Consider the following 15715-nt stretch of genomic DNA (forward strand, 5'->3'; position numbering starts at 1 on the left):
TCGGTCACAGCAGGAGGTAAGCCGCTGTCCCCAGGCGGACAATGGTTTCGTTCGATGGCAGGGGCTCGCCGCCGAGAGTGGGACCGCTGTTGCGGCGGTGGAACGCGGTCAGGATCGCGTGCCGCGGGGCGTCGGACTCGTTGAGGGTGCCGGAATGCCACAGATGACTGTTGAACAACCAGCAGGTGCCGGTGGGACCGGTCAGCAGGATCTCCTCGGGGTGCTTTCCATGGCCTCGAGGAGGTTTGAAGAAGGGATCGAGATGAGAGCCGGGGACGACCCGGGTGGCGCCGTTGCGGTCAGTGAAGTCGGTGAGGGCGACGATGGCGTTGCAGGCACGCCACTGGCCAGGGCCCGCGCGGTCGGTGGCGTCCATGTGCAAGGCCTGACTGCCGTGGCCGGGAGTGCCCGCGCGGTAATGCATCTCCCGGATCTGGAACTCCGGGCCGAGCACATGGGTGACGGCGGCGAGCAGCTCCGGGCGAAGCCACAGACTGTCGAACAGGCTGCTCCGGTCGAGCAGGCCCTTCACGTGCAAGGTGCCGCCCTGTCGCGTGCCGTGCAGCATCGTCCCGACCGCTTCGACGATCTTGGCCGCCGAGTCGGCGGGGACGAACCCGTCGAACCGGCAGAAGCCGAACTCGTCGAGGTCGGCCCGGTGTTCCCCGGCGAGAACATCGGGCCCTGCCCCCAACTCCGCCAATACCTCCCGCATACACCCAGGCTGGTCCTTGCCCAAGGGACACGCCAGTGAATTCACCTGATGAGGGGGCTGGGTGCATTTTTCACGCCTCCTGGCGAGCGTGGTCCCGGTTACGCACCTCGGCTTTGAGCATCCTGCGTTTCAAAGGTCGGACGTGGTTGACCACCCGCATACCGGTCCGCATCACCGCCAGCCCGAGCCGGCCGATCACCGGCTTGTACGCCATCGAGTTCCCGTCGAAGCGGGCTCGCGACTTGATGACGGCTTCCCATGCGTAGCCGTGCATCTCGTGCTCGTAGGCCGCGATAGCGTCCACAGAGGACTTCTGGCGGACCAGGTTGTCGCCAAGGATCTGGGCATCGCGCAACGCGGTGTTCGCGCCGACCCCGAGACCGGGTGTCATGGTGTGGATCGCGTCCCCGATCAGGGTCACATTCGTGCTCTGCCATGGCTCGACAGGTTCGGACGTCCGGATGTTCAACGGGAAGCAGGACGTCGGGTCGGCCAGTTCGAACAGCTTGCGCAGGTTCGGGTGCCAGTCGCGGGTGCGGTCCAGGACCAGCCGGTGCAGTTCCGGGCCCGACAGCTGCATGAAGTCCGGTGGCAGGAACCGGCGATGGCAACCGAAGCCCCACATGATGTAGTCGCGGGTGTTGTCGAACGTCAGCCCGGGCCAGGCCTTGACCAGTTCGGGATCGGTCTCACCGCGCTGCCACTCGAACTCCATGACGTGGAAGATCGTGTTCACGCCCTTGGGGGCGAACGCCATCGTGACGCCACGAAGCATGCGAGGGGTCAGCAGGGCGCGGGTCTCGTCGTTCAACGGCAGTTTGCCGGTGACGCCGAACAGATCCGTCTCCACCAGTTTGGCGTGTGGCAAGTACTGCCTGCGCACACGCGACGAGGTGCCGTCCGCGCCGACAAGCACATCGCCGGTCGCCGATGAGCCGTCCTCGAAGAACGCGGTCACGCTGCCGTCCGGGTTCTGCGTGTAGCGCGCGAACTTCTTGTCGAAGTGCACGACGTCCTCCAGGCCGGTGAGCAGGATCTGCCGCAAGGTCATCCGGCTCACCGACCGCTCGGTGAACTCCGGGTCGGCCGGTCCGAGGATCTCGGCGTCCGCCGGCCCGCCCGCGCTGAACAGCTCGCTCATCTTCTCGGTGATGAAGTTGGTGTACTCGGGGGTGATCGCGACGGTCTTCTTGAACGTCTCGAACAGCTGCGGCGGCAGGCACGCGGCCAGCGCGCGGCTGCCGTCCGGCGAGATCCCCACCCGGTAGCCGAACAGGCCATCGGATCTCGTGCGATCCCGCTCATAGACCGAAACTCGCACGCCGGCCCCGTGCAGCCGCTGTGCCAGCGCCAGTCCACCGGTCCCCGCGCCAATGATGATCACGTGCATCGAACTCTCCTATGCTCTACGATAGAGAAGATCAGAGACTAAGTATCTCTCTAACCGAGAGATTAAGCAGACGGAGAGATCGTGTCAACCGACAATCGCGGGGAGCTGCTCGCGGCACTGGCCGAAGCCTCGAGGGTGTCGGCCGGACGCGGCGTGTTCTTCCACCAGACGGTCGCGGCCCGGCTCGGCATCAACACGACCGACCTGAACTGCCTGAACCTGCTCCAGATGAGTGGTCCGTTGCCCGCCGGGCAACTCGCCGAACAGGTCGGCCTGACCAAGGGCGGCGCCATCACCGCGGCGCTGGACCGGCTGGAGCGGGCTGGGTACGTCGAGCGTGAGCGGGACCCGGCCGACCGGCGCCGCACGATCGTCCGGCACACGCCGAAGGCCCTTGACGACATCGGCCCGCTGATGCCCGGTGACGTGTGGGAGGAGGTCTACACCCACTTCACCGACGACGAGCTGCGCGTCGTCCTCGACTACACCGAGCGCTCGAGCGAGGCCGCCCGGATCTGTGTGGAAAGACTGACCCAAACCTGACACGAACTGTCAGCTACTGATGTGAGGATCGCTGTCATGACCAACTCATTCGGATCCACCAACTGGGAAGAGCAGACCTTCGCCGAGGCCGGCGACGGGGTGAAGATCGCGCACGCAAAGATGACCTTCAAGTACGGCGGCCACCTCACCGGCGAGAGCAATTCCAACTGCCTGCTCACCTACCTGCCCGATGGCACCGGCACCTACGTCGGCTCGGAGCTGTTCACCGGCACGATCGACGGCAAGCAGGGCACGGTCGTCATGCAGCAGGAAGGCCGGTTCGACGCCGAGCACATCAGCGGCACGTGGACGATCACTCCTGGATCAGGCACCGGTGACCTCAAGGACACGACCGGTCATGGCTCGTACGACATGAAGATGGGCGTGCCCACGGTCGACTACGAGTTCAAGAGCTGACGCGGGTTCCCGGGCTGATCGCCAGGACGCGAAGGGCAAGCTGCAGCTCGAGGGCGCGTTCGGGAGTCTGCCAATCGGCACCGAGCAGGGAGGAGATCCGGTCCAGGCGCTGCACGACCGTGTTCACATGGACGTGCAGAACGTCCTTGGCGCGGGTGAGGCTTTGACCGCAGTCGAAGTAGGTGCGCATGGTCCGGATCAGTTCGGTGCCCCGGCGGGCGTCGTAGTCGAGCACCGGACCGAGAGTGGTGCGCAGGAAACCGTCCACATCGGCCCGGTCGCCGAGCAGCACGCCGACAAAACCCAGCCCGGACAACGATGCACCTTTGCCGGACTGGCCGAGGGCACGCAACGCGCGCAGGCAACGACCGGCTTCGGCGTGAGCGGCCGCGAGGTCGACGGGGCCGGTCGCCGGGCCTGCGGCGCCGACCGTGACCGGGCATCCGACCAAGGTGCTCAGGGTGTGTGCGAGCTTGTCCGGGTCTGCGTCGACGGCGAGCAGCACGACCTCTTCGGCATGGACACCAACCAAAGCGGCATGTCCTGACGCTGCTGCGGCTAGACGGCCACGAGACACACCGTCGGCATGCGCGATCAGCACCATCAGCGGGGAGGTCAGATCTACGCCCAGGCGACGGCCGCGGGCGATCAAGGTCGCCGGGCTGCGGTCGGGCGCGGTCAGCAGGTCGGTGAGCAGTTCGCCGCGAACTTGTTCCTCTACGTGTGCCACGGAACGCCGTAGCAGCAACAAAAGCGCGGTCACCAGGCCGGCTCGTTCGAAGAGGAGGCGGTCGGCGTCCGGGAGCGTCGGCCGCCCGGTGAGGACCAGGCTGCCCAGCAGTTCTGGGCCTGCCAATGCCGCGCACACCCAGGCGTCCCCAGCGGACACAGCGCGCCCCGATGCCTGTGCCCGCGCAACGATGTGTGCCGGTGGGACCACAGAAGGCCCGACGCAGGCGAGCTCGACCCCGGTGGCGTCGTGCAGGACGATCCCGCCATCGAGAACCTGCGCGACGGCGGCTGCGACCTCGGGCACGTCGGCACCGCGCAACACCAGTGCGGTCAAGCGGTCGTGTACCTCCTCGGCCCGGCGGATGTCGGAGTTCGCCCGGCGCGTTTCGGCCAGCAGCTGGGCGTTGTCGATGGAGATCGCCGCGTGGTCGGCCAGCGACGACAGCAGCGCCACTTCATCGGGTGAATATGACCGGGGTGCGCGGTCGGCGGCATAGAGCACGCCGATCACCCTGCGCCCCAACGTAAGCGGCACACCGATGATCGACACGAGTCCTTCCTCACGGACGGCGGTGTCGATCGTGCGGGTGTGTTTGAACCGGCTGTCGGCGAAGTAGTCCGGCGTGGCGTAGGGGCGTGCGGTCTGCGCGACCAGACCGCCGAGGCCCTCGCCGATGCCCAACGAGAGCTGCTGGAACAGCGCCGAAACCGAGCCTTCGGTGACTCGCATGTAGGTCTGGGCACCGGTGTCGTCGTTCAGGCTCAGGTACGACACGTCCACGCCGAGCAGCATCCGCACCCGGTGCACGATCGACCGCAGCACCGCGTCCGGGTCGCGCAGCCTGGCCAGGTCGGAGGCGGTGTCGACCAGCGCCGACAGCTCGGCTTCCCGGCGCTGGTGCTCCACGAGGGCGTGCCGGACGCGGAGGGCCGCGTCCGTCGCCGCGGTCCACTCGGCGGCCTCGTCCGGCGGCAGGCCGAGGGCGCGGCCGGCGGCCAGCTTGGTCAGCTGGCCACCGTCCGCCCCCTCGGCGAGCAGCTCAAGCAGCTCCCGGAACGCGTTCACGCGTGCCATCTTGTCCCAGGGACACGCCTCGCGTCTCCCTTGCCAGCAGCACGGCCACCACGGTGACCACGCACATCGCGGCCACGTAGATCGACACCGGCCAGGCCGAACCACTGTCCTTCAGCAGCGCCGTGGCGATCAGCGGTGCCACCGCGCCGGATGCGAGTGAGGCCAGCTGGTACCCGATCGAGGCGCCGGAGTACCGCATCCGCGTGTCGAACAGTTCCGAGAAGAACGCCGCCTGCGGTCCGTACATCGCGCCGTGCAGCAGCAGGCCGAGCGTCACGCCGAGAGTGATGGTCCCGAACGACTTGGTGTCCAGCATGGTGAAGAACAGGAACGCCCAGACTCCCATGCCAACCGCGCCGAACAGGTACACGACCCGGCGGCCGAGACGGTCGGACAGCGCGCCCCACAACGGGATCGTCACCAGATGCACGGCCGAGCCGATGAGCACCGCGTTCAGCCCGACCTGTCGTGACATCCCCAGCGACTGGGTCAGGTACACGAGGATGAACCCGGTGATGATGTAGTACGAGCCGTTCTCGGCGATCCGTGCGCCCATCGCGATGAGTGCCTCGCGCCAGTTCTCCCGCACGACCCGGACGATCGGCGCCTGCTCCCGCGTACCTTCGGCCTTCCGTTGTGCCTCAAGGAAGATCGGCGACTCCTCGATGGACAGCCGGATCCACAGGCCGATCAGCACCAGCACCGCGGACAGCAGGAACGCGATCCGCCAGCCCCACGCCAGGAACGCCGCATCGTCCTGCACCGCGGCGAGAATCGCGAGCACCGCTGTCGCCAGCAAGTTGCCGCCCGGCGCACCGGCCTGTGGCCAGGACGACCAGAACCCGCGCCGTTCAGCCGATCCGTGCTCGGACACGATGAGCACGGCGCCGCCCCACTCGCCGCCGATCGCGAAGCCCTGCACCAGCCGCAGCACGGTCAGCAGGATCGGCGCGGCCACGCCGATGGTGGTGTACCCGGGCAGCAGGCCGATCAGGAACGTCGACACACCCATCATCAGCAGGCTGATCACTAGCAGCTTCTTCCGGCCGAGCCGGTCGCCGTAGTGCCCGAACACCAGGCCACCGAGCGGCCGCGCGGCGAACCCGAGCGCATACGTGCCCAGCGACAGCAGGGTGCCGTTGAGCGGGTCGCTCGTCGGGAAGAAGACCTTGTTGAACACCAGGGTCGCGGCCGAGGTGTACAGGAAGAAGTCGTACCACTCGACCGTCGTGCCGATCATGCTCGCGCCGACGATCCGGCGTAACGAGCCCTGCGTCGCTGCCATGGGCCGTGCCTCCTCTAGCTGGCGGTCCAGCCGCCGTCGATGGGGATCGAGACGCCGGTGACGTGGGCGGCGTGCGGTCCGCACAGCCACAGCACGACCTCGGCGACGTCCTCGGGGTCGATCAGCCGTTTCACCGCGGACCGGTCCAGCAGGATGTGCTCGACCACTTCCTCCCGGCTGATCTGATGGGCTTCCGCCTGCGCGGCGATCTGCTCGGCGACCAGTTGGGTGCGCACATACCCGGGGTTCACGCAGTTGCTGGTCACACCGTGCGGCGCGCCTTCCAGGGCGGCGACTTTGCTGAGCCCTTCCAGCGCGTGCTTGGCGGCCACATATCCGGACTTGTAGGCGCTGGCCCGCAGCCCGTGCGCGCTGGAGATGTTCACGATCCGGCCCCACCGGTGCGCGTACATGTGCCGCAGGCAGTGGCGGATCAGCAGGAACGGCGCGGTCACCATGACCTGCTGCAGCCGGGTGAACCGTTCGAGCGGGAACTCGTGGATGGGCGCGACGTGCTGCAGTCCCGCGTTGTTGATCAGGATGTCGATCTCCGCGGGCAACGCCTCGATGGTCGCCGGGTCGCTGAGGTCACCTGCGTGCGCCCACCCGCCGCATTCGGCGGCCGCCTTGTCCGCGGCCTCGGCGTCCAGGTCGACGATGTGCACCTTCGCCCCCGCGTCGGCCAGCGCCTTCGCGCAGGCGAGGCCGATGCCGTTGGCGCCGCCGGTGACCAGCGCGACCCGCCCTGTGTGAGCTACCCCACTATCCATGGCAGACGACGCTATGTGCTCCGGAGAGCGCGAACCATGTGTGCGGCCGCCACACTCTGTGGATTTCCTGTGTGGTTCGGGCGCATTCGCGGTTCCGTCAGTAGTCTGGTCTGTGTGATTTGCCCGAAGTGTCAGAACGTGATGGCCACCGTCGATCGGAACGGGATCCACATCGAGCAGTGCCAGGGCTGCCGCGGGATCTTCCTCGACCGTGGCGAGCTCGAGCAGATGGTCGGCGCCGAGCAGCGCTATCACCAGCAGATGGCGCCGCCACCGCCGATGTACCGCGGTGACTCCGCCCCGCCCTATCGCGGCGGCGGCCACTACAAGGATTCAGCTCCGCCGTATGGGTACGGCCGCGGGCACCACGGCGACTCGCCGCCGCCCTACGGCCACAAGCGCAAGCGTCGAAGCTTCCTGGAAGACCTGTTTGACTGAGCTGGTGATCACGGCACCGGTGGACCTGAAGATCTGCGTCGCTTGCGGGCAACGGATGGACACACCCGTCGTCCCGGCAGGCGAGGCTGTGATCGTGTGCCAGGACTGCGGTCATCGGCAGCCGTTCCTCCGGCTGCCGATGTTCGCCCTCACCGGTCCGAGTGGCACAGGCAAGTCCACCGTCAGCCGCATGCTCACCAGCGAGCTCGGCGACCAGGTCGTCGTGCTGGAACAGGACGTCCTGTGGACCGCGGGACTGCGCGACCCGTACAACGACTTCCAGCTGTTCCGCGCGACCTGGCTGCGGATGGTCGCGATGATCCACCAGAGCGGCAGACCGGTGGTCCTGTGCGGGACCGTGGTGCCCGTGCAGTTCGAGGAATGTCCCGAGCGTGCGCTGATCGGCGACATCCACTACCTGGCTTTGACGTGCGCGCGGGACGTGATGCGCAAACGGCTGCGTGCGCGGCCGGCCTGGCGTGAATGGGACGAGCCGCGGATCACCGAGATGCTCGAGTTCAACGACTGGGTCCGCCGTGAAGCCGCCACCATGAAACCGCCGATGCGACTCCTCGACACCACCGACATCCCAGTCGAAGACACCGCCCGCGAAGTCGCCGACTGGGTCCGCACCGCGCTCGCCCCCGAACTGCGCCCTGTGGATAGCTAACCCGCCTGTGGATAACTCAGCCCGCGCGACCCGAACCTGTCAGTCTCCGCCGATAGGCTGGAAATTGGGGGGTGTCCCTATGTTCTTGTCAAGCCGCTGTGGGCAGATTTTTCGGTTCGGGGTGTCGGTAGTAGGTCTTGTTTTGGATTGCCGCTCATCCGTGCTGGTGCTGCGGGACCGCCGGTAATCGATCACTGTCGTGATCGATTTCGCTCAGAAACGACCGCGCCGGAGCCGTCTTCCCATGAACCACCTGGAGAGTCCCGCCAGGGTGGCCCGGCGCGGTGGCGAGTAGTCCAGTCGCTGGCATGACGGCGCTGTTGGCCTGTTCCCGAGCGGTCAGGGGCCCTCATCTGGAGGGGGACGGCCCGCACAGGAACACGGCGGGCGGGTAAAACCGTTGTCGCGGGGAAACTCTTTGTCGGCAATCTGTAGTTCGTACCGACCGCGGCCCACAGGTCACAAGTCCTGCGGCCTCTGCCAGATCCCACTGGCGTTTAGGCAAACACCCACGACTCGATGTCTTCTACCACCGTGATCGTCACAACGACATCTTGTGGGTCGCCGTCCACATGTAGGTGGTACTCCACACCCCCCGCCTCGCCCGTGTCGTGACCGCCATGCGGTCCGACGTTGGTCACGTACACGCTCGAGTTGTCGGTGAGAATCGGCCGACCTTGCGTCTTCGTAGTCTGCGACGGATTAAAAGCAAACGAGGCCGCAGTAATGATCACTGCGGAGTCCACGTTGATCGCTTCCCAGTTGGTGTTCTTCCGGATTACTCCTACTTGACTCTGAAAGAACACCCGGGTCGAACGTGCCATGATCCTCTCCCTCTTTCCGAAGGTATCCGTACCTCGACCGCTCAACGTACGCCTTTTCATAGGTAGTCTCTACTCATCTGCTCGTGCAGCCTGGTATCCCAGGATCGGGACTGGCTAGTGTCGCGAGGCCTGGGTTCACGTATTCCGAAATGCTGGTACGTAATGGAATCCTGGCGGGGCTGGGGCGTTGAGTGAGCCGTCGCAAGCGCGCCACGTGCACAGAGATCAGGCCGGATGCCGGATTGGCGTTGGGGCTGGAAGTGCCCTTCGTGGAACTGTCGCGTAAGGCGTGCCGAGACAACCGAGTTCTTGCGGCGACTTCCGGGTGAGGCCGCTGGCGGAGACATGACGAAGCCCCGGCACGGTGGCCGGGGCTTCGTGGTGGTGCTGCTTACTTCTGGGTCGTGGTCTTGGTGGTGCTGGTCTTGGCCGCGGTGGTGGTGGTCCGCGGCGCTGGCTTGCGGGCCGGGGCGGTGCGGTTGGCGACCTTGCGGCTGGTGCTGCGCACCTCGTGGGCGACGTCGTCGCCCAGCTCGGTCACGGCCTCGGCGGTCTCGCCGGCCAGCTTCTCGGCGGCGCGGGCGGTCTTCTCACCCACGGAACGGGTCCGGCGGGTCACCTTGGACAGCACGTCCTCGGCCAGCTCACGGGCGTCGGTGGCGACGTCGCCCGCGCGGGTCTGCGCGGCCTCGATGGCCTCTTCCAGCTGGTCCACGATCTTCTTGACCTGCGGCTGGGCCCGGAACTTGTCGAGGGCCTCCTCGCCCTGCTCGGCCAGCTTGCGGTACAGCTTCAGCGCGGCGTCGGTGTACTCGTCGACGACCTTGCGCAGCTCGGCCGGGTCCAGCTTCTCGCGCAGCGAGCTGACGTCGGTGGGCAGCTCCTGGGCGGTCTTGCGGGCGGCCTCGGCGCGCTCGGTGACGCCCTCACGGGCCTTGCTCACCGCGTCCAGCACGGCCTTGGCGGCCAGGTCGCCGGCGCCGAGGGCGGCCAGCAGCGGGGTGCGGACCTGCTCGACGGCCTTGCGGACGTCCTCAGTGTTCGGTCGGGTCATCTCGTTCACTCCTCAGCGGTTTTCTCAACGTCCACATCGGACTTTTCCACTGTGGACTTCACGTTCTCTCGGCGAAACGATTCGTAGACATCCAGGAGGATCTGCTTCTGGCGTTCGCTCAGCTCGGGGTCGGTCCGGATGGCCTCGGCCACCGGTCCGCCCGTCGGCAGGTCGAGGATCCCGGCCTGCACGTACAGCGCCTCGGCGGAGATCCGCAGCCCTTTGGCGATCTGCTGGAGGATCTCGGCGCTGGGCTTGCGCAGCCCGCGTTCGATCTGGCTCAGGTACGGGTTGGACACCCCGGCGAGCTTCGACAGCTGGCGCAGCGAGATCTTGGCGTTGCTGCGCTGCTGGCGGATGTAGTCCCCGATGTCGCGGCCGAGACCGGCGACCTTGTCCATAGGTGACTGTGTCTCGTCTGCCACCTGGTCACCTCCTCTCGACACATTCCAAGGTAGGCGGGCCTGCTAGCAATTGCAAGCACTCTGCACGCACTTGCGCCGTGGGGTCGGTCACAGCATGGTTGTAGGGCGATGAGCGTTCGTGCGGACATCGGAGGCACCGCGGCGCGCCTGCGGAGCCGGCTAGTTCGCGCGCTCGTGCGCGGCGGCACGCTGATCGATCCGGGTTGGCGCGACGCGTTCCTCGCTGTTCCACGGCACATGTTCCTGCCGCGCTACTTCCAGCAGCGATCCGGCCTGTGGACAGCCGTCGAGGAAGGCGACCCCGATTGGCTGACGCAGATCTACGCTGATCGTGTACTGGTTACCCAGCTTGACGGCGATTCCACGCGCTGGGATGTGGCTCGCGCCACGGGTCCGGTCGCGGGTGCGCCGACGTGTTCGTCCAGCATGCCCACGATCATGGCCGTGATGCTGGAAGCCTTACGCGTCAACGAAGACTCGCGCGTATTGGAGATCGGCACCGGCACCGGTTACAACGCCGCGCTGATGTGCTTCCGGCTGGGAGACTCTGCCGTATCCACAGTAGACATTGATGAGACGTTGAGTTCGCTGGCCGTCCAGCGCCTGATCGCCGCCGGGTTCCAGCCGACTTGTGTCGTGGCCGACGGTGCGCGTGGACATCCCGAGAACGCTCCTTATGACCGTGTGCTGTGTACGTGCGCGGTGCCGCGGATCCCCCTGGCGTGGCTGGAACAGACACGACCGGGTGGAATCGTCGTGACAACGCTGAACCGGCCATTGGGGGCGGGGCTGGTGCGGATCGTTGCCGGTGAAGGGGCTTCCGGGCTGGGCGAGGTCCTGGCCGACGACGGGCGGTTCATGCCGTTGCGGACATCCGCGCCTGAGGTGACGTGGCCGAGCCCGGATACGACCGGGAGCACGCGCAGTACTTCGTTGTCGGCGGGTGTGCTCAGCCCTACCCATCCGTTTGAATTCTTTGCCGGATTGGGTCTGCCGGATGTGCAGGCGGTAGGAGCCGCTGGCGACTCTGTGTTGCTGGGACATCCGGACGGATCGTGGGCGCGGCACGACGGCGAGACCGTTACCCAAAGTGGTCCCCGGCGGTTGTGGGACGAGGTCGAAGCCGCCTATGAGCAATGGCTCTCCTTGGATGAGCCGCGGCGGGCGCGATTCGGCATAACCGTGACTCCCGAGCGACAGGAGATCTGGCTGGACGCACCCGATAACGAACACCGCTGGAGCCTCGGCTGAGAAATCGCTTGGGGAAACCGCTCTCCGGCCTGTGGATTGCCCGGCATTCGCCACCCTGACCTGCGCAAACGAAGATCAACAGGTATCAAGCGCCCCCGGAAAGCCAAAGTACCGGGGTGGGGTGACGAGGGTGGGGTTTGGTGGGTGGGTTGTCCACAGGGTGGGGTGGATGGGTATTGGTTGGCTTTGGGTTGGCTTGACCATGTGGTCGGGTCGGCGGGACGCAACGTAGGCTGGTCGTGTGCCGACGCTTGCCGTGTACATCATCTTGGGCATTGACTGGGCCGTCATCCCGGTTGGTGTCTTCGCCTTTGTGCACGCCCTGTTACAGCGGGCCGACGCCTTCACGGCGATCGACCGGCTGACCAAGCCGGCCTGGCTGGGGATCACCGGTGGTGGGACGGCGGCGCTCGCGTTGTTCTCGTTCGGCGACTACACGATCATGTTCTGGATCGCGGGCCTGGTGGCGGTGCTGGTGTACATCGTGGACGTGCGCCCGAAACTGATCGAGGTGCAGCGCGGGAACCGGTGGTGAGCTGGGCCGCGTACGGCAAGGGCACGCCGGTCACACTGATCGTTCCTGGTCTGGCCGCGACTCCGGGTGAGGCGCGGATCCCCGCATCGGGCCTGACGGGCACCCGCGTCGTGATGACTCTGCCTGGGCATGGCGACGAGCCGGATGCACCTCCTGGGTACTGGCGCTATTCGACTCTGGCCAAGGACGTGGTGCGGGCGGCCGATGCGGTGAAGGCGCGCAACGCGATCGGGGTGTCGCTCGGGGCCGGGGCGTTGACCAGGGTGGTCGCGGACGATCCCGATCGGTTCGACAAGCTGGTGCTGATGTTGCCCGCGGTGCTGGACTCGCCGCGGCCGCGCGTCGAACTGAAGCGGCTGACCACTGAGGATCCGGCCAAACTGCGCGCGTTGGTCGCGGAGCCGTTGCCCGCAGGGCACGCGCTCGGGTCGTACGTCGAGGAGCGGGCGGCGGCGTTGACCCGGTTGCGCCCGGCGATCCTCGAACTCGAGGACGAGCACCCGATCGACTCGCTCGCGGAGCTGGGTTCCGTTTCGTCGGAAGTGCTGGTGATCGGCGCGGTCGGCGACCCGCTGCACCCCGAGGATGTCGCGCACGCCACCGCGAAGGCGTTCCCACACGCACGGTTGGAGATCTTCCCGTCGCCCGCGCCGTTGATCACCCACCGCGCGCAGATCCGGGCCTTGCTGCAGGAGTTCACCCGCTAGCCTGGCGGGCGTGACCACATGGACCATCGCCGGCTCGCTCCAGGTGGAGCCGGCCCTCGACCGGACCGACCTGCTCGCCGCGCCCGTGGTCGCGGCGTTGCGGACCATCGACGCCGCACGAGTCGGCGTCGCCCCGATCGACCCCGCCCTCGCCGACACCGCGGAGTTCTGCGAGGCCTACGGGTCACCGCTGTCCGCGTCCGCGAACTGCGTCGTGATCTCCGGCAAACGCGCAGGTGAGGAGCGGTTCGCCGCGTGCCTCGTGCTTGCAACGACACGCGCTGACGTGAACGGCGCCGCGCGCAAACGGCTGGATGTCCGCAAGGCATCGTTCGCGCCGATGGACACCGCGGTCGAACTCACGGGGATGGAATACGGCGGAATCACGCCACTCGGACTGCCCGAGGGCTGGCCGGTGCTCATCGACCAGGCCGTGGCCGCCGCGCCGGAACTCGTGATCGGGTCGGGCATCCGCGGCAGCAAAATCCTCATCCCCGGCGATGTGCTCGTGAAACTGCCGGGCGCTGAGGTGATCGAGGGCCTCGGCCGCTGAAACCCGCCCCACAGACCTGTGGACAATCGGGCTTACTGCCCCTCGGTGAGTCGGCTGCGGGGCTTTGACCTGCGGCGATGCGCGCGTGCCCGGAATGTGGATCCCCCGCAAACCAAAATACCGGAGGGGGGGTGACGGCGGCGGGGGTATGGGGGCGGTGTGGGGTGGGTTATCCACAGGCGGTGGCGTTTGGGTGGGTGGGGTGCGGTGGCTGTGGGGATTGGGTGGTGGTTGGGCTGCGGTGGAGTGGCGTGGGTGTGGGCGGGTTGCGGTGCGGGGAGTGTGGCCTGAGTGCGGTGAAGTGGGGCCGCCTGGACATGAGCGAGGTCGGCATGAGCCAGGCTCCGAGTGTGGCGGGGCGGGCGTGACTGGGGGCTTGGGTGTGGCGACCTAGGTTTGAGCTGGTGGATGTGGCGGATTCAGGCGCGGGTGGGGCTGGGCGTGGTGGAGACGGGTGGCGCTGTGGGGCGGCAGCGTTGGGCGCGGGCGGAGGGATGGGTGGTGGGCGTGGCCAGATCTGGGTGTGGGCAAAGTTGGTGGGGGCCGGGTTGGCTGTGGGCAGGTTGGTGCGGCTGCGTTTGGGGTGTGGCGACGTAGGGGTGGCCTGGTCTGGTGTGCGGGGAGGATGGTGTGGCTGGGTTGAGGCGTGGTGACGTCGGCGTGGGGCCTGGTCTGGGGTGTGGCGGGGCGGGTGTGGGTGGAGTTAGGGGTGCCGCGAAATGAGTTGGGTCTGAGATGGAGCGAGGTAGGTGCGGGCAGGGCGCGTTGTTGCTGCGGTGATGCGGGTGTGGGCGGGGATGGGTTTGGCGAGGTTGGTGTGGGCAGGGTGGGTGCGGGGACGTGAAGCTGGGTTGGGTGAGGAATGAAGGAGGTTGGGCGAAATGGGGTTGGGTTGGGTGGTGTAGGGAAGTGAGTTGGTTGGGCGAGGCAGGGTTGGGGGCGAGCCGGGGTTGGGTGAGGGAAGTGGGTTGGGTGAGGCGAGGTTGGTGCGAGGGGAGTAAGGCGAGGTGCAGTGAGGTGAGGTTGGGTCGATTGAGGGAGACGAGGTTGGTGCGAGGGGAGGTTGGGTGAGGTGGGGTCGATTGGGTGAGGCGAGGTTGAGGTGGTTGAGGGAGGCGGGGTCGGGGGTGATGCGAGGTTGGGTGAGGTGGGGCCGATTGGGTGAGGCGAGGTTGGGGTGATTGAGGGAGGCGAGGTTCGGGTGATTGAGGGCGCCTCAGGTTTCGCGGGATGTGTAGGTTTTCAGGAGGGTTAGGGCTTCTTGGGTGTCGTCGGTGATGAGGATCCATTGTTCGGCTTCGCGGCCGCGGGCCAGTTGTTGGACGAGGGGCGCGGCGGGGATGTCGTTGGTCCAGAAGTCCTTGCCCAGGAAGATCATGGGGGCGGCTGGGCCCGTTGAGGTGTAGTGGTTCTGGGTGTAGTCCTGGAAGACCTCTTGGACCGTCCCTGCGCTTCCGGGGGTGTAGATGACTCCGCCTGTGGCCACTGTCAGGAGACCGTCTTCTCTCACCGAGTTCGCGAAGTACTTTGCGTGCCACGTACATCCCGGGTTCGGCGGTTCGTGGCCATAAAACCAAGTGGGGATTCCTATTGCATGGGAGGCGTTCGGGGGGAAGTCGACTTCTAGGCCCGCCGCCAGCCATTGGCCTATTTGTGTTGCGCCCGCTCCGAAACGGGGGGCTTTCTTCAGGACTTCCAGGACTTCTGGGATGTTGTCCGGCATTCTCACGCCGTAGGGGACCGCTTCCATCGCTCCTGGGCCGCCGCCGGTCAGCACCGTGAACCCCGCCCGGCCCAGTTCCGCCCCCAGCTCCATCGCCAACCGGTAACCCGCCGAATCCCTTGTCAGGGCGTGACCGCCCATCACCGCGACTGGGTGGGGTGTGCACTTCGCCAGCGTCTCTGTGAGGGCTGAGGTGATCGAGTGGTCGTGCAGCCGCTCCGCCAACGCGGACAGGGCGTCTGGTTGGTGGCCCTGGGACTTGAAATGGCGGTATATCTTCGCGTCGGTGGTGTCCGCATAGGACGATGGGTCCGCTGGGTCGAAGCCCTCGAACAGCTCCGCGGGGGTGTACAGGCGGGTCCGGTACACCTGGTACGGCAGGTCGGGAATGGCCGGGAACAACAGCGCCCCGGCCGCCTCCGCCTGGCGCCGTGCCTTCGGGCTGAGCTCGGTGCCCAGCAGCACGGCGCCGTCCATCGCGGTCCGCAGCAACTCGTCGTCGTTCGTGAGATCCAGACCGATCAGCACCGCATCCCGCAAGTCCCCTCCGGACTCGCGATGCTCCCGCAGTGACTCCAGATCCGTGATCTCCTTACGCATCCCGCCAG

At 66.9% G+C, this 15715-nt stretch carries 17 protein-coding genes; 8 read left to right on the forward strand and 9 right to left on the reverse strand.

Features of this window, described 5'->3' with window-relative positions; all coding sequences use genetic code 11:
• Nucleotides 1–4: 4 nt before the first annotated feature.
• Nucleotides 5–715, reverse strand: coding sequence for a phytanoyl-CoA dioxygenase family protein (locus tag AB0J95_RS06805; protein ID WP_364753266.1), 711 nt, complete (start codon nucleotides 713–715; stop codon nucleotides 5–7).
• Nucleotides 716–785: 70 nt separating this feature from the next.
• Nucleotides 786–2105, reverse strand: coding sequence for an NAD(P)/FAD-dependent oxidoreductase (locus AB0J95_RS06810; RefSeq protein ID WP_364753269.1), 1320 nt, complete (start codon nucleotides 2103–2105; stop codon nucleotides 786–788).
• Nucleotides 2106–2186: 81 nt separating this feature from the next.
• Here AB0J95_RS06810 and AB0J95_RS06815 point away from each other — a divergent pair, with 81 nt between their 5' ends.
• Nucleotides 2187–2648: a MarR family transcriptional regulator gene (locus AB0J95_RS06815; protein ID WP_364753271.1), complete on the forward strand. Its 462-nt coding sequence runs from the start codon at nucleotides 2187–2189 to the stop codon at nucleotides 2646–2648.
• Between the two features lie 36 nt (nucleotides 2649–2684).
• Nucleotides 2685–3065 (forward strand): DUF3224 domain-containing protein, encoded by a 381-nt coding sequence (locus AB0J95_RS06820; RefSeq protein WP_364753274.1) that lies wholly within the window; start codon nucleotides 2685–2687, stop codon nucleotides 3063–3065.
• Here AB0J95_RS06820 and AB0J95_RS06825 read toward each other — a convergent pair.
• The 3 genes from AB0J95_RS06825 to AB0J95_RS06835 are packed head-to-tail and all read right to left on the reverse strand — an operon-like array spanning nucleotide 3055 to nucleotide 6927.
• The gene (locus tag AB0J95_RS06825; protein ID WP_364753276.1) at nucleotides 3055–4872 is read right to left on the reverse strand and encodes a GAF domain-containing protein; all 1818 of its coding nucleotides are present in this window, start codon (nucleotides 4870–4872) and stop codon (nucleotides 3055–3057) included. The two genes, AB0J95_RS06820 and AB0J95_RS06825, sit on opposite strands and share 11 nt — an antisense overlap.
• Complete coding sequence (locus tag AB0J95_RS06830) at nucleotides 4838–6157, reverse strand: MFS transporter (protein WP_364753279.1); 1320 nt, start codon at nucleotides 6155–6157, stop codon at nucleotides 4838–4840. The genes AB0J95_RS06825 and AB0J95_RS06830 overlap by 35 nt, the downstream gene beginning before the upstream one ends.
• Before the next feature lie 14 nt (nucleotides 6158–6171).
• Entirely contained in the window at nucleotides 6172–6927 is a 756-nt protein-coding gene (locus tag AB0J95_RS06835) for a 3-hydroxybutyrate dehydrogenase (RefSeq protein ID WP_364753281.1), read from the reverse strand.
• A gap of 114 nt (nucleotides 6928–7041) precedes the next feature.
• Here AB0J95_RS06835 and AB0J95_RS06840 point away from each other — a divergent pair, with 114 nt between their 5' ends.
• Complete coding sequence (locus AB0J95_RS06840) at nucleotides 7042–7365, forward strand: zf-TFIIB domain-containing protein (RefSeq protein ID WP_364753283.1); 324 nt, start codon at nucleotides 7042–7044, stop codon at nucleotides 7363–7365.
• 55 nt (nucleotides 7366–7420) lie between these two features.
• Nucleotides 7421–8035, forward strand: a complete 615-nt coding sequence (locus tag AB0J95_RS06845; protein WP_364753544.1) for an AAA family ATPase — start codon at nucleotides 7421–7423, stop codon at nucleotides 8033–8035.
• A 497-nt stretch (nucleotides 8036–8532) separates the two neighbouring features.
• Here AB0J95_RS06845 and AB0J95_RS06850 read toward each other — a convergent pair whose 3' ends face one another.
• The 3 genes from AB0J95_RS06850 to AB0J95_RS06860 all read right to left on the reverse strand — a co-directional run bounded on the left by AB0J95_RS06850 (nucleotide 8533) and on the right by AB0J95_RS06860 (nucleotide 10314).
• Nucleotides 8533–8859 (reverse strand): hypothetical protein, encoded by a 327-nt coding sequence (locus AB0J95_RS06850; protein WP_364753286.1) that lies wholly within the window; start codon nucleotides 8857–8859, stop codon nucleotides 8533–8535.
• Nucleotides 8860–9250: 391 nt separating this feature from the next.
• On the reverse strand, nucleotides 9251–9913 hold the full coding sequence (locus tag AB0J95_RS06855; RefSeq protein ID WP_364753288.1) for a hypothetical protein: 663 nt from the start codon (nucleotides 9911–9913) through the stop codon (nucleotides 9251–9253).
• Nucleotides 9914–9918: 5 nt separating this feature from the next.
• Nucleotides 9919–10314: a helix-turn-helix transcriptional regulator gene (locus AB0J95_RS06860; protein ID WP_364753547.1), complete on the reverse strand. Its 396-nt coding sequence runs from the start codon at nucleotides 10312–10314 to the stop codon at nucleotides 9919–9921.
• Between the two features lie 132 nt (nucleotides 10315–10446).
• Here AB0J95_RS06860 and AB0J95_RS06865 point away from each other — a divergent pair, with 132 nt between their 5' ends.
• The 4 genes from AB0J95_RS06865 (at nucleotide 10447) to AB0J95_RS06880 (ending at nucleotide 13384) form a co-directional block, all read left to right on the forward strand.
• Complete coding sequence (locus tag AB0J95_RS06865) at nucleotides 10447–11589, forward strand: methyltransferase domain-containing protein (RefSeq protein ID WP_364753291.1); 1143 nt, start codon at nucleotides 10447–10449, stop codon at nucleotides 11587–11589.
• 241 nt (nucleotides 11590–11830) lie between these two features.
• Nucleotides 11831–12124 carry a DUF2516 family protein gene (locus AB0J95_RS06870; protein ID WP_364753294.1) on the forward strand — a complete coding sequence of 98 codons (294 nt, stop codon included), beginning with the start codon at nucleotides 11831–11833 and terminating at the stop codon, nucleotides 12122–12124.
• Complete coding sequence (locus AB0J95_RS06875) at nucleotides 12121–12831, forward strand: alpha/beta fold hydrolase (protein ID WP_364753296.1); 711 nt, start codon at nucleotides 12121–12123, stop codon at nucleotides 12829–12831. Before AB0J95_RS06870 ends, AB0J95_RS06875 begins: the two co-directional genes overlap by 4 nt.
• Nucleotides 12832–12841: 10 nt before the next feature.
• On the forward strand, nucleotides 12842–13384 hold the full coding sequence (locus AB0J95_RS06880) for a YbaK/EbsC family protein (protein ID WP_364753298.1): 543 nt from the start codon (nucleotides 12842–12844) through the stop codon (nucleotides 13382–13384).
• A gap of 1216 nt (nucleotides 13385–14600) precedes the next feature.
• Here AB0J95_RS06880 and AB0J95_RS06885 read toward each other — a convergent pair.
• The gene (locus AB0J95_RS06885; protein ID WP_364753300.1) at nucleotides 14601–15707 is read right to left on the reverse strand and encodes a hypothetical protein; all 1107 of its coding nucleotides are present in this window, start codon (nucleotides 15705–15707) and stop codon (nucleotides 14601–14603) included.
• Between the last annotated feature and the right edge of the window lie 8 nt (nucleotides 15708–15715).

This window comes from Actinocrispum sp. NPDC049592, assembly GCF_040675465.1.
Taxonomy (GTDB): Bacteria; Actinomycetota; Actinomycetes; order Mycobacteriales; family Pseudonocardiaceae; genus Kibdelosporangium.